Consider the following 26174-nt stretch of genomic DNA (forward strand, 5'->3'; position numbering starts at 1 on the left):
TGTTGATCAGGACTTTGATACCAGATTGTAAAGCGGTCAGCTATTAATAACAGGTGTTCCAAACCTGTTGTTAATGGCTGACCGCTTTTTTATCGGGCCAATATGATGTTTAATGGCAAAGGCAATAACTTCATCCGCCTATTCTTTTCCGGGCCGGAAAGTAAACTTATACGCCAAAGAAAAAACAGGCGCACCAAAAATACTCAGCCGGTAAGCGGCGAAGGGGCTGCCGCCAAAGATACCCAGGGCCGGAGTGCCGGCATTGCGGGGCTGGAAGAATACGTTGTAGGCGTTGTCTCGCCCGTAGACGTTGTAGATGGTGAACACCCAGTCGCCGGTCCATTGGCGGCGTTGCCGACGGAAGTTATGGATGGTCCAGCTAAAATCCAGGCGGTGATAAAGCGGGAGGCGGGCGTTGTTTCGCTCCAGGAAGAGTGGAACGTCACTACCGTTAATTTGTACGAAGCCATTGGGGATCGTGGAGGGTCGATTGGACTGAACAATCAGGTTGAAGCCTAACTCATGTGTCTTCCCTTCATCCAGGGTAAGATTAGCCGAAAAGGTATGCGGCTGGTCAAAGTAGCCGGGATACCAATCGCCCCGGTTAATGCGGGACCCAAAGCTGTTACCATTTACCTGATTCTCAACCCTGGCGTAGGCATAGTTAATCTCTCCGGTAAGGCGGCCGGTCCGGCGGGCGGCCGTTAGCTCTAGCCCGTAGGCGCGGCCGCTGCCGCGCAGCAAATCGGTTTCTACCGCCGGGTTAAGGAAAAAGTCTGCTCCTGGCTTGTACTCCAGCAGGTCATTTAACCAGCGGTAGTAGGTCTCCAGGCGGAAGGCATAATTTCCATCTGGGGTAACGTGGCTTATTCCCGCAGAGACCAGGTCGGCTGTTTGAGGAACAACATTGTTGTCAGCCACTTTCCACCGACTGGTGGGTAATGGCGTAGTGGCGTTGTAGATATTCTGCAGGTATTGCCGTGAACGGGCGTAAGAAGCCTTGAAGCTACTATTAGCGGTGAACGCCCAACTGAGGCCCAGGCGTGGCTCCAGGCCAGCATAAGACTGTAAAACTTCTCCCGCACCGAAAAGGAGAACGCTCTCCAGGGTACGATCCGTAATCTCATCACCCTGTCCATACAGGCGTTGCTCTCCGGGGCCAAGCTGACGGTACTGTACGTAGCGAAGACCACTGCCAATGGTTAAGCGGTCTCCGATTGTCCATTCATCTTCCAGGTAAATGGCGGCCTCTATGCCGCGCTCCCGTTCCAGTAGGGTAGGGAGTACGTTGGTACACTCTCCGGGGTCTAAATCTCCCGGTTTGATGGTGTAACGGTCTAGCTGCAGGCCGATGGAGGTGGAGTGATTCCCTACACCACCCCTGCTCAGTGCCGTTCGGAAAGACTGTTGGTCGATGCCTGAAGCGAAGGTGATCAGGCTTTCGTCCACTTGTGGAAACCGGAGCTCTGGCGCAAAATGTGCGTTGGTCAGTCGGGTGGAGAGAGAATAGTTTTCTCCCAGAAGCCGTGTCCATTCCAGTCCGCCATTCAGGGTCAGGTAGGCGTATTGGTTGACGGTAGCGGCTACTCCCCCCACGCTGGAGAGTAAATCGACCTGGTAAAAGTCTCCCGAATAGAACCCGCTTAGGGTAATGAGGTCATTATCTGTAGGCCGGTAGCGGAGCTTTAGGGTAGCATCTCCGAAACGGCTGCGGGTATTCTCGAGTCGTTTGATTAGGGAGAAGGCAAAGTCATTGAAGCCGCCGCGGGCGGCGGCGAGGAGTTTCCACTTGCCGGATTGGCCGATCGGCGTCTCGATGCCAAGGTTGCTGGATACTAGACCAATACCACCTTTAATGATCGGGCTGTCTGAAGAGGGGGTTTTGGACTGAACGTCCACTACTGAGGAAACCCTGCCGCCGAAACGAGCGGGAATATTCCCCCGGTAGAGATCAATGCCCCCGACGGCATCCGGGGTGAAGACCGTAAAGAGACCGAATAGGTGAGTTGGCGTGAAAACGGGAGCCCCGTCTAACAGTAGGAGGTTTTGGTCAATGGTGCCACCACGGACCGATATGCCATTACTCGCCTCCCCGGCGGAGGTGACTCCGGGCATCAATTGCAAAGACCGGAGCACATCCCGCTCCCCCAGAACACTGGGGATGGATTCCAGTTCTTTGGCCGTCAGGCGCTCTACGCCCATTTGTGCGCGTTGGAGTTCGAGCCGATCGTTCTGATCCGTAACTACGATGGTTTCCAGTAGCTCGGCTTCCGGCTCCATACGGATGGTAAGCTTCCGGTCTGCGTCGAAGAGTATGACTTTCTCGTAGATAGCGTAGCCCGTAAAGGACGCGCGGATGGTATAGCGGGCGGGGGCGAGCATCAGGCGAAGCTTGCCCTGCTCGTCAGTGGTGCCGCTGGCACCGCCGGGTGAAACCTGAACGGGAACGAAAGTGAGGCGGTCTCCGGTTTCGGTGTCGATGACGGTGATGTCCAGTTCTGATTGTTGTGCCAATATGCAGATCGGGACTAAAAACACCAGAGCGAAAAAAAAGGAGTGCTTCATGAATTACTGGCTGAAAGTATGGAGAATAACGGGTGCCTTGTTTTTGGTTTCGGGTATACGGCTGCTGCCGTCAGGTCGCTATTCCGGCCAGCCTTCGGGGCGTTCTGATGAGCGGCCGGGTATGTTACAGGGAGCCAGAGGAGGGACACCGGGAGGGGGAATGGGTTCGGTGAAAATGTTGTTGTCAAAAGTCAATGGTGAACCGATATCCAGAGTGCGGAGAATAAAGCTTCTGCGACGACCAGAAGCTGCTGCGCCCAGATAACCGAGTACCGTTCGTCCTTCGGGGTTCGCATTGCGAACGTTCCCGTTCAGGGCTGCAGGAATAGTTGGGTTTAAGCCCGAGCTGCCGGTAACCAGGTCCTGGATCACTTTCCCGTAATCAAAAGCGGCCTCGGTAATACTTCTCAGTTCTGCTTCTACTAACAAACCGCCAATGGCGTCAAAGGTCACGCCTCCGATGGGTACATCCCGAAGGGCGTTGCCATCGTACAGGGCGTCCGAAGAATAGGTAGTTGCCAGGCCTTCGGTCAGGGAATAGCATTCATCGGTGTCACAGTAATAATCATACCGTGGCCGTACGCTTGGGTCGGAAACACACACAACACCATTGTACCTGCCCCGGGGGCAGGAAATGCAGACGATCACCTCTTCCCAGAATCGAAAGTCGTAGGCGTAATAGTTTTTTTCTCCGGCGGGATCCTGGTAGTCAATGAAAATTTCAAAGCGGGGGATGAACCGGTTACGCCCTTCATCAAAAATGGAATTTTGCTTAAAGAGAAGGTTGACAGCATCCACTTCCACGGGCATCGGTATGGTCTCAGGTTCGGAGATAATCGATGTGCCATCGGGAAGGGTAATGTCAAAAGACCAGCGCTCGCCGGGGCTGGTTACAAAGTCCTCCGGAGGAGCATATTTTCCTTTTTCAGCATCGGTCAACTGCCAACTTACGCTCCTGCCATCTGACCTTACACTAAGGACCTCCGCCCCTTCAATCCCTTCGAAAGTAAGGTCCGCAGTTTCAAACCGGCTCTCGCTAAGCCTGATCTCACTACCGCTGCCACCTGCCAGGATATTTCCTTCTGCCAGGTAGAAAGCTTCATTTATCCGGAACTCCGGTGTAGTGGGCTCCAGGCAGGAGGGAAGGGCAACTGCGACTAGCAGCAGAGAGAAAAAGTGTTTTAGCATGATCGGGGTGTTACACTAAAGGTAACGCCCGGGAATGAAATTCGCGGCTTAGGCTGGGTTAGCGGACCCCGATGATGGTAAACATCCCCGGCAAAAATTCCCCAATCCGCTCAGGCTCGGTGGCCAGGTTTACGTTGCCAAATACCGTTTGGTAATCAGCCGCTAACTCAACGGTCAGGTTACTGCCACGAACGGGTTCTACGGCGGTCGGGAAATCCAGCAATAAGGGAGCGGTGTCGTAGAGGTCGACCCGGACGGTATCGTTCGTCTCCGTCAGCACAAATTCAGCACTGGCCGTCAGGTAACCATTCCCGTCGTTGAAATTGAGCAGGTTGATTTGGGTGGACAGCGGTGAGTCAGAGGGAGCTGAGGGTGGGTAGACGTCGTTAAAAACATCGCTCATTCCCACCAAACCCTGCACCTGCGTCAGCGCCTCCGACCCCGTCCGCAAAGTTCCTACGGACGCGGTCGGAGAACCCGAGGAAGAAGCCAGAATGAGATTGGCGTTCAGCTCCGTTGTGATGGTGTCCGTTCCGGAAATGACGCCTACTTCGACGACATTTTCTGGTGTGGGCAAAAAGTTGTCTCCGGCCACCAACTCCAGTTCACTCAGGTAGACCCGGAAGCGAATGATGCGAAATTGATTCAACGCTCCGTCCGTGAAAGTGTCCGCCAGGGTGAATATCTCATCGCCCCAGAATCGCTGCGGATCGAGGCTAAAAGTAGGGTAGGTGCAGCAGTCGTCCGGACAGGCTTCGTCAGCACGCAGGTCATAGTTCGTTGCATCGGGGTCGAGGCAATCGATCCGGTCTTCGTAACAGCTGGCAGCAAGGAGGGGAAGAAAGAGGAAAAGCAAAAAACGACGAGGCATGAAGATTGGCTTTGGGAGAAGCGCAAAGTTAGCCGATTCGGTGGTGGTAGTGTTTTAGGAAAGGGTTAAATGAAGTAAAAAGCTGCTTTACGTAAAATGCGAGAATGACCTTTGGTCATTCTCGCATCTACAGAAGGCCGTCTATAAGAAAAAGGAGCGCAGCAACCTTTTTCGTCTACGAGCGCGCAGCGAATCTAAATCACCATGCCCGCAGCCACCGTTTCGTTCGTCTGCTCATTGATGAGAATAACGGAACCGGTAATGCGGTTTTTGCGGTAAGGATCGGTGAATAGGGGAGCCGTCGTCCGCAGCAGTACGCGACCGATGTCGTTCATCTTGATGTCCTTGTTCTCTTCGTCACGGGAGAGGCTGTTGATGTCCAGCCGGTAGCGGACTTCTTTGATTTTACAGCGAGCTTCCTTGGTGGTGTGCATGATGGCATAAGTCCCACCGGGTTGGAGAGGCTTTTCGTTGAACCAACAGAGCATTACCTCTACATCCTGACCAACGTCTGCCTGGTTGTTGTCGCGAACGATCATATCACCGCGGCTGATGTCGATATCGTCTTCCAGCAGTAGCGTAACGGACATCGGCGGGTAAGCCTCTTCCAGTTCGCCATCGAAGCTGTCGATTTTAGCAATGGTAGAGCTGAAACCACTGGGTAGTACGGTTACTTTGTCACCTTTTTTCCAAACACCACCGGCAATCCGACCGGCGTATCCACGGTAGTCATGGTACTCGTCGCTGTAAGGGCGAATGACCGTCTGCACGGGGAAGCGGCAGTCAATGAAGTTGTTGTCGGAGCCAATGTGAACGTTCTCCAGCGAGTAGAGCAGGGTAGAGCCGCCGTACCAGTCCATGTTCGTGCTTTCTTCCACTACGTTGTCTCCGAGGAGAGCAGACATCGGGATGAAGTCAATGTCTTTGACGTCTAAGCGGTGGCTGAAAGTCTGGAAATCTTCCTTGATCTTGTTGTAGGCTTCTTCCTTGAAGTCCACCAGGTCCATCTTGTTAATACAGACGATCAGGTGAGGAATCTGCAGCAGGCTGGCGATGAAACAGTGGCGCCGGGTCTGCTCTACTACGCCATGGCGGGCGTCGATAAGAATCAAAGCGACGTTAGCCGTACTGGCACCCGTTACCATGTTTCGGGTGTACTGAATGTGGCCGGGAGTATCGGCAATGATAAACTTCCGCTTTGGCGTAGCGAAGTAGCGGTAAGCTACGTCAATCGTGATGCCTTGTTCGCGTTCGGCTTTGAGACCGTCCGTTAGCAGAGCGAGGTTAACGCCTTCCTCTCCACGCTTGGAGCTCGTGGTGGCGATTTGCTCGTACTGGTCTTCAAAGATGGACTTTGAGTCATACAGGAGGCGGCCGATAAGGGTTGATTTTCCATCGTCGACGGAGCCGGCGGTGGTGAAGCGGAGAAGTTCCGTATTTTCTATATGTAAGCTCATTGCTGAGTATATTTTGGGGTTGGGGGGAATGAGGGCGCCGGAGCGCGGGTGCAGGGGGAGTTGTAGAAAGCAGTGGGGCGCAAACATATATCACGCCTCCAGCATGCGGGAGCCTATCAGACTGCTGAACTACTAGAAGTACCCTGCCTTCTTACGGTCTTCCATAGCGGTTTCGGAGCGCTTGTCATCCGCACGTCCGCCACGCTCCGTCTGGCGAGCCATGGAAACTTCAGCGATAATGTCTTCCAGTGTGGAAGCCTCTGAGCGCCAAACACCGGTAGTCGTAATGTCACCAATGGTACGGCAACGTACCTTGAGGGTTTCTACTTTCTCTTCTTCCCGGACGGGGATGAGGCCTCCTTCCGTAGCGAGGAGCATTCCATCACGGTGGATAACTTCACGTTCGTGGGCGAAATAAAGGCTGGGTAACTCCACCTTCTCCATGGCGAGGTACTGCCAAACGTCAAGCTCCGTCCAGTTAGAGATGGGGAAGATCCGGAAGTGCTCACCGTAGAGCTTACGACCGTTGAAGAGGTTCCACAGCTCGGGGCGCTGGTTCTTGGGGTCCCACTGTCCGAACTCATCGCGGTGGCTGAAGAAGCGTTCTTTAGCGCGGGCCTTCTCTTCGTCCCGGCGGCCACCACCGAGGGCAGCATCGTATTTTCCGTCTTCGAGCGACTTCAGCAGTACGGCCGTCTGGAGGTAGTTACGAGTGGCGTTGAAGCCGGTTTCTTCGCGAACCATGCCGCTGTCAATGGCTTCCTGAACGGAACCCACTACGAGCTTAGCACCGATGCGCTCAACCAAAGCGTCCCGGTAATCCAGGGCTTCTTGAAAGTTGTGGCCCGTGTCAACGTGTAGTAACGTGAAGGGGATCTTTGCCGGATGGAAGGCTTTTACGGCCAGGTGAACCATCAGGATGGAGTCTTTACCACCGCTGAAAAGCAATACGGGATTTTCAAATTGAGCGGCTACTTCGCGTAAGACGAAGATTGACTCAGACTCTAATTCCCGTAGGTGATTAAGTTGGTAGGTGGAGGACATGGTGTAGTATTGTAGTCTGGTAGTATTGAAGTCTGGTAGACTGCTATGTCAGAGAGATAATTTTTGCCGAATGGCCTGAACAACTTCAGCGGCGGAAGCTTCCACCGTTTGATTTTCTGTTTTTAGATCGAGGAAGGGGTTTTCCGGAGCTTCGTAGGGGCTGTCAATTCCGGTGAAGTTTTTAATCTCACCGGCGCGGGCCTTTGCGTAGAGGCCTTTAACGTCCCTTGCTTCGCAAACGGCCAGGGGAGTATTGACGAAGACCTCGAGAAAGTCTTCCTGGCTGATGATATCGCGGGCCATCGCGCGGATCGCGCGGGTAGGACTTACGAACGAACACAGCACCTGCGCGCCGGCGGCCGCAAAAAGCTTAGCCGTTTCCGCAATCCTGCGGATGTTTTCCTGACGATCTTCAATGCTGAAACCCAGATCTCCGCAGAGACCCGTTCGTACATTATCCCCGTCGAGCAATACCACAAAGTGGCCCGCTTCGAAAAGCTCCCGTTCTACTGCCGCTGCAATGGTACTCTTACCGCTTCCGGAGAGCCCCGTCAACCAGATTACACCGGCACGGTGGCCGTTGCTGGCTTCCCGCTCGCTGCGTTGAACAATCCGATCGTGGATGGGGTGAATGTTTTCAGCCAATTGGACTTAGTTTTAAAGTGGCGCAAAGATACGCCGGGTCTATCCGATTAACCCAATAAAACACTAGGTTTAAGCATGTTCAAGAGTTCATATGAAGAAGTCTATGGCTCTTGATTCCTTTAAACGCGGCTTTTTTGGCAACTAGCCACTACCTTGGGCGAATGAAAACTGCCTTTTCTTATTTTGGTCGGCTTCTGCTTTTTGTCATTGCCTTTCTTGTCTTATATGTCGGCCTTTCGTTTCTGCTTTCTTACATCCCAACCAGTGATAAGTCCGCAAAAGGGAACGGATCCCGCACCATTTACCTTTTCTCCAATGGTGTGCACCTGGATATTGTCGTTCCGGTAGGCATGGTCCCCACTGACCTGCGGCAGCAGCTGCGGCCCGCCAGCAGCACGGAACTGCTGGCTTTTGGCTGGGGAGACAAGGGCTTCTATCTCGATACACCTACCTGGGCAGAACTCCGGGCAAGTGTTGCCGTCAAGGCCATGTTTTTGCCCAGCCCCACGGCCATGCACGTTACGGAGCACCAGCAGGTGCACAGCACCTGGTCTAAAGCAGAGATCAGCCAGGAGCAGTTAGATCAACTGTTTACCTACATTCTTTCATCGTTCAAGACAACAGCCAGCGGTGAGATTATCGAAATCAAAGATGCTGGCTATACCCCGCAAGACCGTTTTTACGAAGCGCACGGAAATTACTCCTGTTTTAAAACCTGCAATACCTGGGTAAACAAAGCCATGAAGGTGATTGGCGTGAAGACGGCCATTTGGACACCGATGGATAAGGGGGTGTTACGGTATTTGGAGGAAGTGAGGTAGTCTTTCGGTTCGTCAGTTCTCTGGTCTTTTGGGCTGCCGCACGTTGGAGGCGGCAATGGAACACCAATTCACGCTTGTAATGCCTCCAAAATGCGGTAGCCCAACAGACTAACGAACCAACAGACTAATGAACCAACCCCGCTACTTATATTCGCCCCATGATTTGGAGTGATAAAAAAATACTGGCGGCTATTGAGAAAAAGGAGATCGTAATCGAGCCTTTTGACCGCTCAAATTTGGGCACGAACAGCTACGATGTTCACTTAGGTAAGTACATCGCCAGGTATAAGGACCATATTCTCGACGCCCGCAGCCACAACGAAATCATCCACGATGAAATCCCGGAGGAAGGTTTTCTCCTGCACCCGAACACCCTCTACCTGGGCGTTACGCTCGAGTACACGGAGACGCACAGCAGCGTTCCGTTTCTGGAAGGCAAAAGTTCGGTTGGCCGACTGGGTATCGACATTCATGCTACGGCTGGAAAAGGAGACGTTGGGTTTTGCAATCACTGGACACTGGAAATCAGCTGTACTCACCCCGTACGCGTTTATGCCGGAATGCCAATCGGGCAGCTCATTTACTTCGGCGTAGAGGGGGACATTGAAAACTACTACAACAAAAAGGCCAACGCCAAGTATAATAAGGTGCAGGTGCGCCCCATGGAGTCGATGATGTGGAAGAATAAGTTTTAGGCGCTGCGCTTTTAGACGAGAAAGGCGCTTCGCTTCTTTCTCTTGTAGACGGCCTGCGGCCTTTTAGTGTAATCCTCTAAGTATTCAAGTATGACAACGCTGCAGCTTACCCAGCACCTGGTTGATGAAATAGCCCCACTCCTTGGCATGGGGGAAGCGAATAGTATTGCCCGCCTGGTGTTGGAAGACGTATTCGGCTGGCGGCGAGGGAGCCACCCACGCAAACTGGATCAGGATGAGCAAATCCTGGCCTGGACAACCATCAACAGGCTGAAGGCCGGTGAGCCGGTTCAATATGTGACGGGTGTCGCGGACTTTTACGGGCTACAGCTAAAGGTTACACCAGATGTCTTGATTCCCCGTCCAGAGACGGAGGAATTGGTGGAATGGGTGTTGGAAGAAAACGGAAGCACTACGCAGCAGGTGGCATTTGACCTGGGAACCGGGTCAGGTTGTATCCCACTGGCACTGAAGGCACGAAGACCTGGCTGGAAGTGCTTCGGTGCGGATGTTAGCGAGCAGGCACTTGAGCTTGCCCGGGAGAACGCAGAAAAACTGGGACTGGAAGTAGGCTTTAGCCGGTTTGACTTGTTGGCGGAGGGGGAATCGATCCCTGCTCCGGTGAGCCTCCTGATTTCTAACCCGCCTTACATTCCGCCTTCGGAGCGGGAAAAAATGGGGGCATCTACTTTGGCGCATGAGCCGGAGCTGGCACTTTTTGTTCCCGAAGAAGACCCGCTGCTCTTCTATCGCAGGATCCTTGAGATTGGCCATTCGGCCTTAGCGCAGGGAGGGAAGGTTTACGTCGAAACGAATGAGTTTAACAACGAACGGGTCGCTGCGCTGTTTTCGGAGGCAGGCTATACTGACGTGGAGCGCCGGCAAGACCTGCAGGGGAAATGGCGAATGGTGCGCGGCAGCAGAAGGGTGAGTGCAAATACCTAGGCAGGCTTGGCGCGGCCGCAGGTGCAAAGGGAAGTTAGAGAAGGCAGTGGCCCTAGCCACCGGCAAACTCCTGAATTTTTTCCTCCAGCCAGGGGCGGGAGGCGACGTACTTTTTTTCCGCAAGATCGGCCTGTAGCTGAGTGATCGCTTTTTCATCGCCGGGTAACATTCTGGTCAGCCTACGGGTGAAGCTCACCAGGTTTCGGAAGGCTTTTTGCGCCGTAAGGGGGAGCTCTTTGTGCCGGTTGAGGTAGGCGGTGATAGAATCGAAGAGCGAATCGAGCGCAATGTCTGCCTCCGTTTCGTAGTAGATCGCCAACAGCATCGTTTTAGCGTTAAGGTTATAGGTAGTGTTTTCGTATTCTACGTCACGGAGAAAGTCGAGGGCTTTGTCGTAGTTTTTTTGGTAGAAATAGAGGGTGGCGGAGTTGTAATTGACGGCGTTTGTCCGTTGCTTTTTGGGTAAACGCTCCTGATAGTTATTGATGTAGTGCTCCGTCCAGTCATAGTCCCCATTGCGCAGAGCGATGAGGATGGTGTTACGAAACTGTAGCGGGTCCAGCGTACCGTCATCATACACCAGGTCTCTTTCCAGCGCATAACGGTAGACTTCCAGGTACTCGTTGAGGAATTCTCTGCGGCCTTCGTTGATTCTTCGCCGGGAATAATTTAACGCAGGTTTGAAAAGCTCGGAGGTCTGTTCAGCGGGCAAATCATCCGTTTGCCCCATGATGAGACTCTTGTATTTATAGTAGGGTTCCTCATCATCGTGGACGGTGAGCATCTTATACATGTAGTAGTGAATCGCCACCGGAGTACGATCAAGATATGACCCCGTTTGCTCAAGAAATGTGACAATCTCAGGTACCAGCTTTAGGTCATATTGATGTTTTTCAGTTTGCATTCTGCTCTGAGCATCAACGGCTGATCGTAGTTTTACTACGATGTAATAAATGTCAAGAGAGGTACTGACTTCCTCCACGTTTGAGCGGTCGTAAGGGCGATGCTCGTAATTAAGCAGTGATTGTTTTCTCCGCTCCAGTAAGTGTCGGTAGAGGTATCGGTTATAATCAGCATCATTGACCAGAGAGGTCATTTGAGACCAGTTTCTTTCTACACCCCTTATAATTTTGTCGGGGCTCTGTTTTTCTAATGCAGCCAGGTAGAGATATTGCTTCAGCTCTGGTTCCAATTGAAGCATCTCCTGGGTTAGAAACTCACGGACAAGCTTGAACAAATCAGAAGTGTATTTCCGAAAACGAACGTCGTTGAACGCCTTGGATTTACCCACGACGGCTTTCCAGAGTTCCTTCTTGTCGAGGCTTTTTCCTTTGTCCAGCCGTAGGGTGATTTCATCAAAAAAATCCAGCAGGTCAGCGTTGCCCGAGAACCATGGAGACTGGATTAGCTTACGACAGGAACGTCTTTGAGCACGGTCCAGGCCCGTAAGCAGGCTAATTAACTTATTAGATTTTTCATTCATTGTTCACAAAAGTAAGCGCTAAAGGCTTAGCTATCAGGCTTAGAGTGAATAATTGATACCTGGATGTTTTCACGTGGTGACCGTAAAAAATACTAAAGTGTAGTAGTACGTCCAATCAAATTCATATATTGTGCTTCCAACCGATTTAATACATCCCACTCATGAATAAACGGCTACTTAAAATGGCCATGTTGTTTTTGATGATCATCGTCGTTTCCGACGTATGGGCTCAGGGTGGGGAAGAGGATCTCTTCGTTATAAAGAATGAATCCCAATCGGTCACTTTCCTTTCTCGTTTCGAACCCGTCATCGGGCAGGATCCCCTCCACGGTACGGTTGAGATGGTTCAGGACCCAATCCATAACTATACGCTGACCTATACCCCCGATCAGGATTACCTGGGCAATGATGAGTTTCTGCTCGTTAGTTTCCCCTTTGACGTAAGTGTTTCTTTCCTGCGTTTTAAAGTGACGGTTAAAGAAGCTGATATCCGGGCCCGCCATGATTTTGGCGTCACGGCTTCCGGTACGGCTGTAAGCATCCCCGTTCTGGAGAATGATTTTTCGAACGTAGGCAGCATTGAACTGGTAATGGCTCCCGTGGTCAATGCCGGAACGGCAGAAATCGTTAACAACGAAATCATTTTTACCCCAACGCCCGGCTTTGTGGGGCTAACGGATCTCAACTACGTGATCTGTGTTGGCGGCGGCCAGGCTTGTGATCTGGGAACAGTCAGTATTAACGTCCTTCCTGAAGCAGGCTCCATGTCAGATGACACGGTTCGGGTGTTTACAATTAAAGACCAACCGCAATTCATCTTTGCGCCGGAAGGGGCTACCGCCTTGTCCTCGCCGGTCTCCGGCACAATGGTAGACTCTAACGGAGTCATGGCTTACCTGCCAAATGAAGATTTTATCGGCGAAGAATATCTCGCCTATTCTCTTCCTGAATCTGAAGGAACCACCGTTTTTCACGTTACGGTACTGGACCTCGAACGCAACCGCTTTGCTACCGAAGACCGTGCTTACACCGCAGTTGATGCCAGCGTGCGGGTAAATGTTTTGAATAACGACCTGTACAGTGTCTTTGCGGACTGTGTAACCTTCGGCGTACCTCAGTTTGGATCTATTCGGGAAACAGGAATCAACGGACAAGTAGAGTATACACCGCCTGCAAACTGGTCGGGTGTTGACCGCTTTTCTTATTCTTCCAAAGCACCGGGCTGTAATGGCGAAGCTGAAGTCGAAACGGTTTATGTATTCGTTTCCAATTTTGCCCCTGCGTCAGGTGAAACTATGCTCACCACTCCCGCGGGAACTCCCGTTGACCTTACTTACGAAACACCAGGTGGCGAAGCCTCCTGGTCCGTACTTACGCCACCATCTGCGGGTGCAGTTATCCAGGACCCGATCACCGGCACGCTTAGCTACCTTCCGCTTGCCTCCGCTGCCGGACAAACAGATCAACTTACCCTTACCTACTGCCTGAATGAAGATGCTGAAGGTAACTGTGGTTTTACCTCAGATGTGACCGTTAGTATCCAGGTAACTTCGGCAGACGTGAACGCTTGCGTCGAAGAAGATTGTGTATGGCCCGGTGACACCAATAATGACGGTGTTGTTGATGTTAGTGACTTGCTCCCTATCGGCCTTGCTATGGGGCGTACGGGAACGCCACGCTTAAGCGGCGCGCCTTCAAACTGGTCTGCTCAATACAGCGAAAGCTGGGAAGACGACCTGAATGGCCTTGACCTGAAGCACATTGATGCCAACGGTGATCAGGTGATCAGCTCTCTGGATACTCAGGTGGTAATGGCTAATTTAGGCCTGGCTCATCGCCTTCGTCCGGAGCCACAGGTATTCTCTACGTTCGAACTCAGTCTGCGTGGAAGCCTGGAAGCCGAACCGGGAGATCGTGTTGTCCTTGATATCCTGGCGGGAAATAACGTCGTGATTACGGAGGATGTATATGGATTCCACTTCCCCTTCGTTTATGACCCGGCTAACGTTGATCCCAGCGGGGTGGAAGTTGTCTATGACGAAAGCAGTTGGGCCAGCTATGACAGTCCGATTCTATCCATCAGCAATAACAATCCAGGCCGTGGTGTGCTGAACACCGCTATGACCCGGACAAACGGTGAAGGCATAAGTGGCTTTGGTAAAATTGGTACACTCAGCGTAGTGATTACCGAAGATGTCTACGGTTTCCATGAGGAAGTCGATGATAACGGAAACATCATTGAAACAACGGAGGTTGTTCTTGGCGGAGAGGCCGGCGCAGCCATGACGGCCAGCGGCCATCTGAACGCCGTTCGGGTTAATCCCCATACGTTACGGATCAACCGCCGGCCGGCTACGGAAGTTGGCGATTTTAACCCGGTAGAAGCTGCAACCTACCTGGAAGGTAAGTTACAGGCTTATCCTAACCCCACCAGTGATCGGCTGGTTGTTCACCTCAACGGACAACAGCGTTTCACCGCATTACAACTCATTGACCTCACCGGTCGGACGCTCATCAATGAGCAGGGACTGAACACTAACCATCGCGAACTCACCCTCGGGCAGTTGCCTAATGGCATCTACACGCTGACGCTGACGACGGAAGATGGTGTGGTGAACCGGAAGGTGGAGGTGCTGCGGTAATCCCTAATGGCCATCTCTTCGGGCTGTCCGGCTAAAGCCGGAGCTGCGTTACGAAGCTCTTCGAGCTGTTTCCTACTTTACTCCCTTCTCCTTCCCCCTTTACGCTTCTACAAGGCCCATTCCTGTGATGATGCTCAGGGGTAAAATCTGATAGCCATCAAATTCCCCGAACAGGGCCATGGCTCCGCCGCCGCTAACGGCCAGGATCGCGTAAAAATTTTGGTATTCAGTGTGCAGTGGAATGACTTCCCCTGTGGCATCAACGAGGAAGCGCTTCAGGCCATCCTTTACGGGGCGGACATCCGTCAGATAGACGGGGTAAGAATAGAGCCAGGGGTTTACGGCAAGGGCTTTCTGGTAATTGTTGCGCATGTCCGTAAAGGAGGCGTAGCCCATAAGTCCGTCGTAAGGCCGGCCACCGGGGATTGGGTTCGGGAAGATGGCGCGCTGAGGGTAACTGCCCGGGTAATAATGAACGACTCCCTGAAAGGAAGCTGCCAGCGGCCAGGAACGTTCGAATGGGCGCTCCCCGAAGGCATAGTCCACAATCAGGGCGAAGCGGCGGCTTTGCTCTCCCCGTAGCCAGACACGACGGAAGCGAAGTTTCTCCTCGGCCCCCTGCACAATGCCCATCACTAACCAATGATCTTCCCGACCCGGGCGGGACAGAATGTCCTCCTTGCGGGTCGTCATTCCGGCGAATTGTAGTAACTCGTCATGTCGGTCAGGAGAAAGTTCTTCGCGGTTTTTCCAGGCCCGGACGAAGAGGTAAAGGTCCCCGAGGGTACGGGCCACTTCGGCTTCGGTGCCATCGGCACCGAGGGAGGCGAGCCGACGGAACTTCCCCGCAGGGCCGGGAAGTTTAGCATCCGTGAGCCGGGCGGCGGCGGCGTGGAACTGGTCCGGGCCCTGAGCCAGTGTATCAGCAATGCCCCGGCGGGTAATGTCGAGCAGGCGAATTTCCAGCTCTTCGACGCCGCTGCCCATCAGGTCGAGGCGGTCGCTCTGGCGGCTGTCAGCAGAGCGCTGGCCTTCCAGGGTCTTTGCTTTGGCTTTTGCCGTACGCTCGGCCTGGAATTGTACGGAGCGCACCCAGTTAGGCGGTTGGATGACGGTGATGCGGTCCTGCGCATTCTTGAGCATCAACACGAGCGCAAGCCCGTGGGCGCAGGGGCGCTGCCGGGCGCGACAGGTACAAACGAAGCGTCCGGTCGTTAGCTGAACGGCCGATTCAATCGCCTTGCCGTTGGGGTTAGGTCCGTAGACGAACTCTCCCCACAGCCATTGACCATCACCTCCCACGAGCCGCCAGCGGCGGCTGTAGAAGAGCTTGCGGCCAGCCTCCAGGCTTTTAGCGTCCGGGGCCAGGCGCAGGAGGTCATCGGGGGTGGTAATTCTCGGCATGAGGGCAAGATACTGGTCGCTGCGCGACTTTTAACCACAGATTTACACAGAGGGACACTGATTGGTCGCTTTACGACGGCACCCTGGTCGAAGGTGCCTCCGGCAGCGAGGGGTGGTGAGCAAGCTCTGGTTGCGAATTGACTGACGTGTGCGGGCTTTCCGGGCAGGGCGCTGCATGGTTTTTAACCACGGATTAATGCCACAATTTTGGTCGCTGCACGATGGGATTTTTTTCCGGAGGAGCTGGAGGAGAAGAGGAGAGGGAGGAGCTCACTGCGTGATTTTAAACCACAGATTTACACGGGTGTAGGTCGCTGCGCGATGAATATATCAGTCCGGAGAGGAGCTGTTCAAATCCATTGCTTCCGAAAGCATTCCTTGCACCTGCGTTCAGCGCCCAAAAAGTTCTCTAGCGCAGGTAAAGCAAATAGGCCGTAGCGAAAGGAACCACGAAGATGAAGGCATCAAAACGGTCTAGCAGGCCTCCGTGACCGGGAAGGAGGTTGCCGCTGTCTTTGACGTTGACGCTTCGTTTGAGCATACTTTCCACCAGGTCTCCGAGACTGCCAAAGATGGCGACGATGACGGCAAGTCCCATCCACTGAGCCAGTGGTATTTCGGTAAAGACGAGACTGAGCAGGTAGCCAAACACGAGGGTGGTGATGAAGCCTCCACTACTTCCTTCCCAGGTTTTATTGGGGCTGATGCGGGGAAAAAGCGGTGTTTTACCGATCATACTGCCGGTCAGGTAAGCGCCGGTATCGTTGACCCAGGTTAAAACGAGAAGGCCAAGGACAATCCGGGAGTTGAAGCTGTCCCCATCGTAAGCAATGAAGTCCACAAGCGCGAAAGGAACCCCGATGTAGAAAAGCCCCAGGATCATGAAGGCGATATTAGCAAAGGGTTCTTTGCTGTGGCTGTAGAGCTCGTAAATAAAAATAGTGAAGACGAAAGGGGAGAAGAGCAGGCTCGAGAGCGTGATGAAGTTCTCCGGGTCATTGATTTTAAGTAAGCTCAGGGTGGTAACGAGCACGAAAGGCATGAGGCCTAATGCTACTGCAATGGTTTTCCGGATTTTGTCGCGGCGGGTGTGGAGATCCAGGGTCAGACCAAAAAATTCCCATAAGCACCCTGCAGCAATAATGAAGAACAACAAGCTGAAGGTGTAGACACCTGTGTAATGACCCGCGACCATGATGATCACGAAAATAATTGCGGTGGTTAGCCTTCTCCAGAGTCCTTGCATGTGACCTAATCGGTTTTTAAGCGCGACGGTAATATAAGCCGGAACAAACTAATGCCGGTTTTGGAGAGTAGACGGGCGCGGTCGCAGGTGCAAAGATTGATCGAAATATTACTTTTTACCGCTGCTGGCGGCCTGATTTGGGTAGCATCAGCATTAATCCTTACCTTTTTGCTCTAATTAAGCAGCAAAGCTATGGCCTCCAAGCAAGATGATGACCTTAAACTCTACTACGCTATTGGCGAAGTAGCCGAGCGGCTTGGCGTCAATACATCTCAGTTGAGGTTTTGGGAAAATGAATTCAGCCACATCAAACCCAATAAGAACAGCCGCGGAGAACGTCGTTTTACAAAAGAGAATATCCGTCAGCTGGAAGAAGTGCAGTATCTGCTCAAAGATCGGGGCTTTACCATCGAAGGAGCCCGCAAAGAAGTGGCGGCCCGCAAGAAGCCCAGGGCCGACAAACAGGAAATTATTGACCGTCTGCAGGAGATGAAGAGCCGCTTGCAGAAACTGATTGATTAGTAACTAATGTAGCCAGACTGATTACCTTTGCCGCCGATGGGCTACCTTATATACTACCTGGTTTTGTTGCCACTCAGCTGGCTGCCGATGTTTGTTCTGTACGGTATCGGGCGCTTGCTTTATCTAATCGGATTCCATGTCTTTGGCTACCGGAAAAAGGTCGTCCGAGAGAACATCCGGGGGAGTTTCCCGGATTGGACCAACGAGCAGGTGGACGCCCAGGTTCGACGGTTTTACCGCTATTTTTTCGATTCCCTGGCGGAGTCCATTAAGCTCTTCTCGATGTCTGAAGCGGAGACCGTCGTTCGTTGTCGCGTCGAAAACCCAGAGCTGGTGGCTCCTTTTGCTGCCGCCGGGAGAAGTGTAATTGCCTACGGAGCACACTACGCCAACTGGGAAATTGCGGCCCTGTCTTTCTCCTCGCAGTTTCCGGGCATGACGGTGATGGGCATCTATTCTCCGTTAAAGAATGAGGTGATGGATCGCCTCATCAAGGCCAACAGAGAACGAACGGGAACCTACGTTCTCAGCCGTCGGAAGGTGGAGCAATACTTTGAAGAAAACCCGGTTCGTCCTTCTCTAGACTTCTTCGTGGCGGACCAATCTCCCAGCAATCACGCCTGGTATAAACTGCATTGGACACATTTTCTGGCCAGAACGACCAGCTTCCTTGCCGGGCCGGAGCGATATGCGGTCCGTTACGACCGACCGGTCTTTTACATGAGTCTGCGAATGGAAAAACGCGGACACTACGTGGCCAGGTTGCACCCCGTTACGGAACATCCGAGGGAGACTGCTCCAGGCTTTATTACGGAGACTTTTGCCCGGAAACTGGAAGAAGAGATCCTCCGGGACCCAACCCCCTGGCTATGGACTCACCGCCGCTGGAAGCGGGGCGTTGCCCCCGAGGCTGCGGAGGCCCTGAAGGGGAAAGCATTCGTTCCGCCGGAGTATGAACGCTGGTCGACGTTGCCTCCGGCAACGAGCGGTGGCGAGCAAGCTCCGATTGCGGGTTGACTGAGGTATGCGGGCGGTTTGGGCAGGTCACTGCGCGACCGGGGGGGGAGTTTGATGGCTGCTGCGCGGCTCGAGAATTTTCCGCGCGGAGACCACAGAGGGAAGGAATGGCGAGGAGGTCGCTGGGCGACTTTTAACCACAGATTATCACGGATTTACACAGATTCCAAGATCGCTACGCGACTTGTTTTCGAGAAGTATGTGGGGTGATTCATGTCGTTGCCCGCCCTAAAACTCGAAACCTGACCGCGCCGTATTCCACCGTACACCAAAATTGAGGATGGTCGTTTCCAGATCAAGAGCGTCGTTCTGGGAGTCTTTGTTCCGGGAAAGTAGTTCTCCTTCAATCCAGAGATTAGGCTTGAGTTCGTAGCTGGCGCGGAGCGTCAGCAAAGTGTTGGTGTAATTGATGCCTTGCCCGATTTCGTTGCCGAAATCCATCTCCCGCAGCCCATGAGGTCGATTGAGGTTTTCCCCGACTACCCTGGAGGTCGTGCCTTGTCCCTGTTCGATGAGAAAGAGGCGCGCGCGCAGGTGCAGGCGGGGAAGGGGCCGATAGTCAGCCCCCACCAGGTTTTCTTTAAAATTAGCGCCCAGCGGATGCGCCAAAGGCATGGCAAAATGGGTGTAAGAGCTGAGGCTGCGATGAGTGTAGGTATAGGGGCGGGCAACATTGCGCTCGACGACGAGGTCGAGTTGATCGAGCCCAAAAGCATCCGCGTAGCGCAGTCCGGCCTGGTAGGCCCATTTATTGGCCCACCATCCCCGGCGTTCGATGAAGAGTTCGTCGAACTTGAACTCATCAAGGATAAACTGGCCATAGGCTTCAATTCGCCAGGGGCTTCGGTAGCGGGCGGTTAGACCCACCAGGGCATTGTCCGGGCTGCCCACACTTTGCTCGATCGTCCGATAGAGGATAATGGGATTGAGGTAGGCCAGGTCAAAGCCGTTTTCGCGCGTCATAATGACGGACTCGAAGAGGCCGAAAGTGAAGCGTTTGCCCAGATTGATGGACAGGAGGTGGGTGGCCATGTATTTTTTAGTCAGTGGGATTCCATTGGCCTGAGCTCTTGCCGGGCCGGAGGTGAGCTCGGCAAATATGTTCCGGTAATGGAATTTCCAGATGCGCCAGTTGAGCTCGAGGTAAGGGTAATTATTGCTGAAGTTGCTCAGCAGCAGAGAGCGTTCCCCGTCGCCGAGGAAGTGAGTCCCATAGCCCAGGCGTGCCCCTACGTGCTTACTGATGTCAGCAGAGACGTACCCCTGGCCGTTAAGGAAATCATTGCCATTGCTGATGTTGAAAGCGTCCAGCTCATACTCTTTCAGGAAGCCAGCTCCGGGCAGGGCGCGGAAGCGATCCCGGAATTGCCGGACAAAGTCCGGCAGGCCAATCTGTGTCTCCAGAATTTCAAAGTTGAGGAAAATCCGGTCATCAATGCCCGCGCGCATTCTCAGTCCTCTGCGGTTGAAAAAATAATCTTCCGGATCATTTTGCTGTTTACCGTAACGGACGTCGATGACGGGGTTAAAGCGGAGGTAAAAGTTGGGTTTATTAACTTCAAGAAACTGAGCTGGCGTATTATAGAAGAGGTTGAAAACAGGCTCACTGCTTCGATGAAGGGGGCTGTCTTCAGCAAGCAGGGCAAAATCGTCGTTAAGCGAAAAGACAGCAGGATCGTTGTCTTCCGTAGGAGAAAATGAGGGGAGTGCCAGCCATTCGTTGTTGTTGTCGAAAAAGCGTTGCAGGCGAGCCTGATCGACCCGGCTCATACTTTCACCGTAAAGGTCAAGATAGGTTTTGGCCAGGCGAACGAGGCCGGCCCGCCCGGTAGGGCGGAGGCTGATGTCGGTTGCCGGCCGTTCAAAACCGTCGTAGCCATACCGAAGGGTCAGTCTGCGGAGTAAATCGTAGCCGTCCGTTTCCTCAGTCGGTAAGGGGCTTCCCTGGGCGGAGAGACCGCTTACGAGAAGCAGGATCATAAAAATGGTAAGGGGAAGTCGCACAATTTTCATGCGGTGAAGGTACGGCAGCAGGTGGGGCTCTAAAATAATCAGCCGGTCAGAATAGTTTTAGGGGGGCAAAGTTTTCAGTCTTCCCCCAAGATCACGTGTATGTCCAGATTGTTTTTCGTTCTCTTGTTTTTTTTACCCTTACTGCTAATCGGTCAAACCTATGAGCGAAGCTATGGGATTGAGTTCGCCCCTCATCACGGAAGCCGGCGCATCAGCGCCGGACAGAACGTACCTTTTACGGAGGTGGAGCGGCAGGATAGTCTGGAGACAGGTCGTGGTGGGTTCTCGGCCGGCATTGTGTTTGAAAGCCGGGCCGATAAAATTGGCTTTACCACCGGCTTACGCTACCTGCAAACCGGTTATGCAGTGGATGAGCAGACGACGGGATCAACCTCCGGCAGAACATTTACCCAAGCCATCAAGGCCAGCTATATCTCGGTCCCCTTCGAGTTGAACTTCCATCAGGACATCACCGAGAAAGATCGGGTACACTTTATTCTGGGGGTAGCGGCGCACCTGCACTTGCAAACGACCAATACCCAGACGGTCTTTCAGGACGGAAACGAGGTGGAAAAGATTATTATCAGCGACGACCCCGACAAAGATTACCGCTCGCCGGTGGTTTCCCTGAACACGGGGATTGGCTTTGACCGTAAGCTGAGCGAAAACTGGGCGATACGGCTACAGCCTAATTTCCAGTTCTTTCTGCAGGGCAACCTACGCGATAGTTTTAACCAGACGAACCGGAATTACTATCAGCTGGGGTTCAGGCTGACGGTGAGGCGGTTGTTTTTGTAAGGATAATACACTCTTAGGCATGCAGCGTTTCCTGCCGTGCCGCCAGGACGGCCTCTTCTTCCTCCCGTTCCGGGTCGGGCACGCAGCAGTCTACGGGGCAAACGGCCGCGCACTGCGGTTCTTCGTGAAAGCCGACGCACTCTGTGCATTTGTCAGGGACGATGTAGTAAAACTCATCACTGACCGGTTCGCGTTCTTCGCCCGGAGCAACAGTCTCCCCCGTTTCAATCGTGTATGGCTCGGAGATGGTGGTTCCCTCGTCGATGGTCCATTCCACTCCGCCTTCGTAGATGGCGGTGTTGGGGCACTCGGGTTCACAGGCTCCGCAGTTGATGCAATCGTCAGTAATCATTATGGCCATGGGGAGAGGAAGTTAGTATAGTTGTCTGGTCGTATGTCGTCGGGCAGATGACTTTTACCGTTATCATTTGCCCAGAAAACAATATGAGGGGGGGAAAGGGTTTTCTAAGGGAGGCTCAAAATTACGCAGAAATAGTAAAAGTGTCCTTTTTGTTTGCTCTTCGTCCCATACATTGCACCTGCGGCCTCGCCTGATCTTGCCGAAGGGCTCCGCGGCCCGAAAGGCGAAAGAGAGTCTGCAGTTGCCAAAATCTAAGTCAACTTTGTTTCTCTTGAGACCTTTACCTAGAGCGACAATTTGCATAACTGGAAAAAATATGTATCATTGGGGATATACCAACAGCGTTAATCTCAACGAATAGCCTCCCCCAACAGCGGATACACCACGCTACCCATGGAAAGATATAGTGATAAAGACTTCGCGATCTTCGCGGAAAGAATCAAGTCAGAGTATGCTCTGGCAAAAGAAGAACTGCGCCTACTGCGCGATCAGGTCAACGAGCTCAGCGAGACAATGTCGCAGAACTTCGGCGCTGATATGGGAGAGGACAGCAGCTCTGTAAGCTCTCTGGAACTGCTGAACGAACAGGTTTTGCGTAAGCGGGACCACGTGCAGGCCCTACAGAACGCTATGCTGCGGATCAAGAATAAGGTGTACGGAACCTGTAGCGTTACGGGTAAACTCATTGACCGCCAGCGGCTGGAGGCCGTCCCTACCACCACCAAGAGTGTAGAGGGAATGCGGCTGGAAGCCAGCGGGCAACTCGACATTACCGCTCAGGACATTGCCCGCAGGGCCGTAGAGCGCCGGGAAGGTCCCAATAAAATTATTTCCAAGATCAAGAAGCCGCCTCCACCACCGCGCAAGGCACAGCCTAAAAAGCGGAAGAAGCCCGGGCGGAAGCCACGTCGGCCAGTGGAGGAAGATGATGATCTTATCTAGGTGGAGCGTCAAATAGTCTGTGAGTCAAGTAGTCAGATAGTAGCTGCCGCTGTTGTGGTGCACGCTGCTGCGCAGCTGGTTTTAAGTCAGTCAGAGAGTATAGCTGCCGCTGTTGTGGTTTGTACTGCTGTGTAGCTGAGAAAACTCGCTTTGCGAGTTAAAGACCTGACACAAAGGGAACACAGCCACAAAGAGCACAAAGGCTTACCCCCCTTGGTCTTTTCCGGATCAAGTGTATCTAGAACCCAGTCCCGAGGCGGCGTGAATTTTTTTGTGATAGCTACTCTTTGACTGCTTGACTCTCCTTACGCGGAGCGTAAAGTCAAGACTGTTACTTCCGGTAAAATGCCCACACGCCCCGGATAGCCCAGAAAGCCCAGCCCCCGATTAACGTAAAGAGACTGGTTTCCCTCTCGATACAGCCCGGCCCATTGCTTGTATACGTACTGGGCGGGGCTCCATCTAAACCCCGGGATTTCGATGCCAAACTGGAAACCATGGGTATGACCACTCAGGGTCAGGTCAATATCCGGATAGCCCGGGCGGACTTTTTCATCCCAATGCGTCGGGTCGTGGCTTAGCAGAATCTTACAATCAGACTGTTCGGTTCCGGCATAAGCTTTAGCGAGGTCTCCTTTTTTAGGGAACCGGAAAGCCGCGCCCCAGTTTTCTACGCCCAGAATGGAGAGCTGATGACCATTAACGTTTATCTGTCGGTTCTCGTCCCTGAGTAGATCCCAGCCCAGGTCGGCATGAATGCCGTAGAGCTGTTCCATGTTGGCCTGCTTGGCCTCGGGGCTGTCCCATTCGACGTAGTCGCCATAATCGTGGTTCCCCAGAATGCTGAAAACGCCGTATTTGCCGCGGACTTCGCGGAAGATATCTACGTAGGGGAGCATTTCTTTTGCTTCGTTGTTGACGAGGTCTCCGGTGAAACAGACGATGTCAGCAGCTTCATCGTTGATCATTTTTACGGCAGCTTTGAGGGGCTCGGACCTGGTCCAGCTACCCGAATGCATATCGCTGATCTGAACGATTTTGAGCCCGTCCAGGCCGGCCGGCAGGCCGGCTACCGGTACATCTGCAGTCATCCGCCGGTAACGATAGGCATTACGGACGACGCCATAGGTCAGCGTAGCCAGCGGTACCCCGCCCGCTATTAGTGCAGCCATTGACATAAAGCGGGAGCGACTGGTGTCCCGCTCCGTAACCGGGCTGATTTTGTTGGCGACCCAGGTAACGCCCCTCCGAAGATCATCAATGCCAAGCAGCAAAACGATGGGCAGCTTGCAGAGCCAGAAAAGGAATAGAAAGACCCGGAGAAACATCTTGGCGGATTTACCCCAGCTATCGGCTACTTCAAAAACGTTGAGTAGTAAGAAGCTGAAGGCAATCAGGGAGAGACCCCAGTAAATGGCGTAGCCTACCTTTCTTTTGGTCGCCGTATAAGGAGACAACCAACTGCGAATAGCCTGGAAGGCGTAAATGTCTAGTGCCAGGAGGATGGCAATAAAAGTTAGAAGTCGGAGCATTGTGGAGAGGCTTGGAGTGTTGTAACGCTTGGGAGCGGGAATGTTTCAGGGGGGCGGGGAATTAAACCACAGAGGTGCTCAGAGGGCGGCTAGGCCGCAGAGGGGAGGAGGGAGGCGGAGGGATTGTTGGCTGCTTCGCAGCGGGTGGTTTCTCACGCAGAAGGACGCGGAGGGAGCAGAGGGGAGATTGGGTCGCTTGAGGACGGGGATTTTGCGCGCGGAGGCCGCAGAGGGGAGGAGGGAGGGCTAACGCATACTCACCGGACGCTCAAAGGAACTCAGCAATTTCGCCTCCGGCTCCATGGCTGAGCACACTTCGAGGTCCTAGACTGCCAATTTAGGACCTCGAAGTGTGCATTTTCCGTAGCGGAGCGAAGGATAAAATGTTCCTTTCCCTTCGGGGCTGCTTCGCGGTGAGGGTCCGGCTCCGAGTATGCGTTAGCCCTGGGGGAGGAGGGAGGCGGAGGAATTGTTGGCTGCTTCGCAGCGGGTGGTTTCTCACGCAGAAGGACGCAGAGGGAGCAGAGGGGAAGCGAGGGAGGTTTTATTCAACAATTTTGTCGGCTCCGAAAAAGCGATTGGGGAAATCTTCCCCGACCAGCACGTAGGGTTGTGGCCATAGCGAGTCCAGAAATACAGTGACGGTGTGTGGCTGTCCGGCGGTAAAGAAGGAGAGGGTAGCGTGGTATTTGTCGCGGTCGGCGATTTCATCGAAGTGGTCAGCGTAGCTGGGCGCAGACGCAGGTGCAAGGATGGTTTGCGCCACTTCGCCTGCTTCCGTAGGGCCAAGTCTCCAGAGGAGGCTGTCGTTTCTGGTGGCTACGATGCTGTCTACGCTCGCGGCGGCCAGGTGGAGTAGCTCTTTGCCCCGGAAGTGATCAAAGGACAGAGCGGGCAGGACGTCCGTTACTGCCTCTGGCTGCAGGGCGAAAATGTCTCCGGTGCTGGAAATACGGGCCAGCGCCGGCCCTCCGGCGCCGGCATACATCCGCAGCTCTTCTTCTCCGTATTCATCGGAGCTAAGGGTGATGGTGGTAAAGTCCTGATCCGGCAGGCTGTTGACGACGGAGTCTGTTCGCAGTTCCGTTAGTGCCCGAACAAAGTCTTCGGCCCGCGCTGACTGGTCCAGGATCTGACGATTGTCGCGGCTAACAACCCATTGCTTATCCTCCAGGCGTGTCAGCTGGAAAGGGTGGGGCTGGCCCGGTGCGGTAACCCGCACCTGAGTAAGCTCGTCGGCCGCCGATAACAACAACTTCTCCCGCAGGGGAGCATCGGTATACTCCTGCCAGTAGAACCAGCTGACGTAAATGAGGACTGCGAACAGAACGATGGGGATAAGACGCCGCATTAGTCAGTAGCGTTTTTACGGAGGAAGTCCTGCAGCTTGGCCATCGCCCGGGCGCGGTGGCTGAATTGTCGTTTCTCCGCGCCGGACATTTCGGCGAAGGTGCGCCCGTCGCCTTCGGCCGGAATAAAAATGGGGTCGTAGCCAAAGCCCTCCGCTCCGCGCAATTCCGTACTGATCGTCCCTTCACAGCGCCCTTCAAAGAGGTGCTCCTCACCCTGGAGCAACAGACAGATGAAGGTGCGGAAGCGAGCCGTACGCACGGCCTCTCCCGTCAGCCCGGCGAACACCTTGGCGTTGTTGGCTTCTGCGCTTCGCTCCGGCCCGGCGTAGTGCGCCGTGTCTACCCCCGGCGCGCCGCCCAGGGCGTCGATCTCCAGCCCGGTATCCTCACTGAAACAGTCGTAGCCGTAGTTGTCCTTCACGAAGTGGGCCTTTTGGCGGGCGTTACCGGGGATGGTGCCCGTCGTTTCGGGAATTTCCTCCAGACAATCAATGTCCTTCAGGCTCAGGAAATCGTACTCGCCGCCGAGCTGGGCTTTGATCTCGGCGATCTTGTGGGGGTTATTGGTGGCAAAAACTAGCTTGGACATTTTGGTTCTTTGGTTCTTTGGGCGTTGGAGGCGTTGGAGGGC

Annotated in this window: 22 protein-coding genes; 8 read left to right on the forward strand and 14 right to left on the reverse strand. The window is 53.6% G+C overall.

Annotated features, from left to right (window positions below):
* Nucleotides 1–138: 138 nt before the first annotated feature.
* The 6 genes from BM123_RS09600 to cysC form a co-directional block, all read right to left on the reverse strand.
* Complete coding sequence (locus BM123_RS09600) at nucleotides 139–2565, reverse strand: TonB-dependent receptor (protein ID WP_090167709.1); 2427 nt, start codon at nucleotides 2563–2565, stop codon at nucleotides 139–141.
* Between the two features lie 78 nt (nucleotides 2566–2643).
* Nucleotides 2644–3753, reverse strand: a complete 1110-nt coding sequence (locus BM123_RS09605; RefSeq protein WP_090167711.1) for a DUF4249 domain-containing protein — start codon at nucleotides 3751–3753, stop codon at nucleotides 2644–2646.
* Between the two features lie 58 nt (nucleotides 3754–3811).
* Nucleotides 3812–4624 carry an MbnP family protein gene (locus tag BM123_RS09610; RefSeq protein WP_090167713.1) on the reverse strand — a complete coding sequence of 271 codons (813 nt, stop codon included), beginning with the start codon at nucleotides 4622–4624 and terminating at the stop codon, nucleotides 3812–3814.
* Nucleotides 4625–4818: 194 nt separating this feature from the next.
* Nucleotides 4819–6081 carry a sulfate adenylyltransferase subunit CysN gene (gene cysN / locus BM123_RS09615; RefSeq protein WP_090167715.1) on the reverse strand — a complete coding sequence of 421 codons (1263 nt, stop codon included), beginning with the start codon at nucleotides 6079–6081 and terminating at the stop codon, nucleotides 4819–4821.
* Between the two features lie 132 nt (nucleotides 6082–6213).
* Entirely contained in the window at nucleotides 6214–7125 is a 912-nt protein-coding gene (cysD, locus tag BM123_RS09620) for a sulfate adenylyltransferase subunit CysD (protein WP_090167717.1), read from the reverse strand.
* Nucleotides 7126–7173: 48 nt separating this feature from the next.
* Complete coding sequence (gene cysC / locus BM123_RS09625; RefSeq protein WP_090167719.1) at nucleotides 7174–7770, reverse strand: adenylyl-sulfate kinase; 597 nt, start codon at nucleotides 7768–7770, stop codon at nucleotides 7174–7176.
* A gap of 161 nt (nucleotides 7771–7931) precedes the next feature.
* Between cysC and BM123_RS09630 the strand changes: the two genes are divergently transcribed.
* The 3 genes from BM123_RS09630 (at nucleotide 7932) to prmC (ending at nucleotide 10231) form a co-directional block, all read left to right on the forward strand.
* Nucleotides 7932–8591, forward strand: coding sequence for a TIGR02117 family protein (locus BM123_RS09630; RefSeq protein WP_090167721.1), 660 nt, complete (start codon nucleotides 7932–7934; stop codon nucleotides 8589–8591).
* A gap of 158 nt (nucleotides 8592–8749) precedes the next feature.
* Entirely contained in the window at nucleotides 8750–9286 is a 537-nt protein-coding gene (gene dcd / locus BM123_RS09635; protein WP_090167723.1) for a dCTP deaminase, read from the forward strand.
* 90 nt (nucleotides 9287–9376) lie between these two features.
* Entirely contained in the window at nucleotides 9377–10231 is an 855-nt protein-coding gene (gene prmC, locus BM123_RS09640; RefSeq protein ID WP_090167725.1) for a peptide chain release factor N(5)-glutamine methyltransferase, read from the forward strand.
* Nucleotides 10232–10283: 52 nt separating this feature from the next.
* On the opposite strand, the gene BM123_RS09645 is transcribed toward prmC, so the two are convergent.
* On the reverse strand, nucleotides 10284–11714 hold the full coding sequence (locus tag BM123_RS09645) for a hypothetical protein (protein ID WP_090167728.1): 1431 nt from the start codon (nucleotides 11712–11714) through the stop codon (nucleotides 10284–10286).
* A 161-nt stretch (nucleotides 11715–11875) separates the two neighbouring features.
* On the opposite strand from BM123_RS09645, the gene BM123_RS09650 reads away from it, so the two are divergent.
* Complete coding sequence (locus BM123_RS09650; RefSeq protein WP_090167731.1) at nucleotides 11876–14356, forward strand: T9SS type A sorting domain-containing protein; 2481 nt, start codon at nucleotides 11876–11878, stop codon at nucleotides 14354–14356.
* Between the two features lie 99 nt (nucleotides 14357–14455).
* Here BM123_RS09650 and BM123_RS09655 read toward each other — a convergent pair whose 3' ends face one another.
* Nucleotides 14456–15760: a hypothetical protein gene (locus tag BM123_RS09655; protein WP_090167733.1), complete on the reverse strand. Its 1305-nt coding sequence runs from the start codon at nucleotides 15758–15760 to the stop codon at nucleotides 14456–14458.
* A gap of 409 nt (nucleotides 15761–16169) precedes the next feature.
* Nucleotides 16170–17006: a phosphatidate cytidylyltransferase gene (locus BM123_RS09660; RefSeq protein ID WP_090167735.1), complete on the reverse strand. Its 837-nt coding sequence runs from the start codon at nucleotides 17004–17006 to the stop codon at nucleotides 16170–16172.
* Between the two features lie 192 nt (nucleotides 17007–17198).
* On the opposite strand from BM123_RS09660, the gene BM123_RS09665 reads away from it, so the two are divergent.
* Both BM123_RS09665 and BM123_RS09670 read left to right on the forward strand, forming a co-directional pair.
* Nucleotides 17199–17528, forward strand: a complete 330-nt coding sequence (locus tag BM123_RS09665) for a MerR family transcriptional regulator (RefSeq protein WP_090167737.1) — start codon at nucleotides 17199–17201, stop codon at nucleotides 17526–17528.
* Between the two features lie 36 nt (nucleotides 17529–17564).
* A complete protein-coding gene (locus BM123_RS09670) occupies nucleotides 17565–18545 on the forward strand; it encodes a lysophospholipid acyltransferase family protein (protein ID WP_090167739.1) in 981 nt (326 codons plus the stop codon).
* 228 nt (nucleotides 18546–18773) lie between these two features.
* On the opposite strand, the gene BM123_RS09675 is transcribed toward BM123_RS09670, so the two are convergent.
* A complete protein-coding gene (locus BM123_RS09675) occupies nucleotides 18774–20558 on the reverse strand; it encodes a capsule assembly Wzi family protein (RefSeq protein WP_090167741.1) in 1785 nt (594 codons plus the stop codon).
* 99 nt (nucleotides 20559–20657) lie between these two features.
* Between BM123_RS09675 and BM123_RS09680 the strand changes: the two genes are divergently transcribed.
* Nucleotides 20658–21356, forward strand: coding sequence for an outer membrane beta-barrel protein (locus BM123_RS09680; protein WP_090167742.1), 699 nt, complete (start codon nucleotides 20658–20660; stop codon nucleotides 21354–21356).
* A gap of 13 nt (nucleotides 21357–21369) precedes the next feature.
* Here the strand turns inward: BM123_RS09680 and BM123_RS09685 are convergent, their stop codons facing one another.
* The gene (locus BM123_RS09685; RefSeq protein WP_090167744.1) at nucleotides 21370–21717 is read right to left on the reverse strand and encodes a 4Fe-4S binding protein; all 348 of its coding nucleotides are present in this window, start codon (nucleotides 21715–21717) and stop codon (nucleotides 21370–21372) included.
* A 393-nt stretch (nucleotides 21718–22110) separates the two neighbouring features.
* Between BM123_RS09685 and BM123_RS09695 the strand changes: the two genes are divergently transcribed.
* On the forward strand, nucleotides 22111–22659 hold the full coding sequence (locus tag BM123_RS09695) for a TraR/DksA family transcriptional regulator (RefSeq protein ID WP_090167748.1): 549 nt from the start codon (nucleotides 22111–22113) through the stop codon (nucleotides 22657–22659).
* Nucleotides 22660–22964: 305 nt separating this feature from the next.
* Here the strand turns inward: BM123_RS09695 and BM123_RS09700 are convergent, their stop codons facing one another.
* The 3 genes from BM123_RS09700 to rdgB all read right to left on the reverse strand — a co-directional run bounded on the left by BM123_RS09700 (nucleotide 22965) and on the right by rdgB (nucleotide 26132).
* Nucleotides 22965–24191, reverse strand: coding sequence for a metallophosphoesterase (locus BM123_RS09700; RefSeq protein ID WP_090167750.1), 1227 nt, complete (start codon nucleotides 24189–24191; stop codon nucleotides 22965–22967).
* 544 nt (nucleotides 24192–24735) lie between these two features.
* Nucleotides 24736–25542: a hypothetical protein gene (locus BM123_RS09705; protein WP_090167752.1), complete on the reverse strand. Its 807-nt coding sequence runs from the start codon at nucleotides 25540–25542 to the stop codon at nucleotides 24736–24738.
* The gene (gene rdgB, locus BM123_RS09710; protein ID WP_090167754.1) at nucleotides 25542–26132 is read right to left on the reverse strand and encodes an RdgB/HAM1 family non-canonical purine NTP pyrophosphatase; all 591 of its coding nucleotides are present in this window, start codon (nucleotides 26130–26132) and stop codon (nucleotides 25542–25544) included. The genes BM123_RS09705 and rdgB overlap by 1 nt, the downstream gene beginning before the upstream one ends.
* Nucleotides 26133–26174 lie beyond the last annotated feature (42 nt).

The organism is Neolewinella agarilytica, from assembly GCF_900110645.1.
Classification (GTDB): Bacteria; Bacteroidota; Bacteroidia; order Chitinophagales; family Saprospiraceae; genus Neolewinella; species Neolewinella agarilytica.

Coding starts and splice junctions, on each gene's coding strand:
- BM123_RS09610 (WP_090167713.1), bottom strand. CDS start 4,624: ATGCCTCGTCGTTTTTTGCTTTTCCTCTTTCTTCCCCTCCTTGCTGCC.
- BM123_RS09660 (WP_090167735.1), bottom strand. CDS start 17,006: ATGCAAGGACTCTGGAGAAGGCTAACCACCGCAATTATTTTCGTGATC.
- BM123_RS09705 (WP_090167752.1), bottom strand. CDS start 25,542: ATGCGGCGTCTTATCCCCATCGTTCTGTTCGCAGTCCTCATTTACGTC.
- BM123_RS09630 (WP_090167721.1), top strand. CDS start 7,932: ATGAAAACTGCCTTTTCTTATTTTGGTCGGCTTCTGCTTTTTGTCATT.
- BM123_RS09650 (WP_090167731.1), top strand. CDS start 11,876: ATGAATAAACGGCTACTTAAAATGGCCATGTTGTTTTTGATGATCATC.
- BM123_RS09655 (WP_090167733.1), bottom strand. CDS start 15,760: ATGCCGAGAATTACCACCCCCGATGACCTCCTGCGCCTGGCCCCGGAC.
- BM123_RS09645 (WP_090167728.1), bottom strand. CDS start 11,714: ATGAATGAAAAATCTAATAAGTTAATTAGCCTGCTTACGGGCCTGGAC.
- BM123_RS09675 (WP_090167741.1), bottom strand. CDS start 20,558: ATGAAAATTGTGCGACTTCCCCTTACCATTTTTATGATCCTGCTTCTC.
- prmC (WP_090167725.1), top strand. CDS start 9,377: ATGACAACGCTGCAGCTTACCCAGCACCTGGTTGATGAAATAGCCCCA.
- BM123_RS09665 (WP_090167737.1), top strand. CDS start 17,199: ATGGCCTCCAAGCAAGATGATGACCTTAAACTCTACTACGCTATTGGC.
- BM123_RS09700 (WP_090167750.1), bottom strand. CDS start 24,191: ATGCTCCGACTTCTAACTTTTATTGCCATCCTCCTGGCACTAGACATT.
- cysD (WP_090167717.1), bottom strand. CDS start 7,125: ATGTCCTCCACCTACCAACTTAATCACCTACGGGAATTAGAGTCTGAG.
- rdgB (WP_090167754.1), bottom strand. CDS start 26,132: ATGTCCAAGCTAGTTTTTGCCACCAATAACCCCCACAAGATCGCCGAG.
- BM123_RS09685 (WP_090167744.1), bottom strand. CDS start 21,717: ATGGCCATAATGATTACTGACGATTGCATCAACTGCGGAGCCTGTGAA.
- BM123_RS09600 (WP_090167709.1), bottom strand. CDS start 2,565: ATGAAGCACTCCTTTTTTTTCGCTCTGGTGTTTTTAGTCCCGATCTGC.
- cysN (WP_090167715.1), bottom strand. CDS start 6,081: ATGAGCTTACATATAGAAAATACGGAACTTCTCCGCTTCACCACCGCC.
- BM123_RS09695 (WP_090167748.1), top strand. CDS start 22,111: ATGGAAAGATATAGTGATAAAGACTTCGCGATCTTCGCGGAAAGAATC.
- BM123_RS09670 (WP_090167739.1), top strand. CDS start 17,565: ATGGGCTACCTTATATACTACCTGGTTTTGTTGCCACTCAGCTGGCTG.
- dcd (WP_090167723.1), top strand. CDS start 8,750: ATGATTTGGAGTGATAAAAAAATACTGGCGGCTATTGAGAAAAAGGAG.
- BM123_RS09680 (WP_090167742.1), top strand. CDS start 20,658: ATGTCCAGATTGTTTTTCGTTCTCTTGTTTTTTTTACCCTTACTGCTA.
- BM123_RS09605 (WP_090167711.1), bottom strand. CDS start 3,753: ATGCTAAAACACTTTTTCTCTCTGCTGCTAGTCGCAGTTGCCCTTCCC.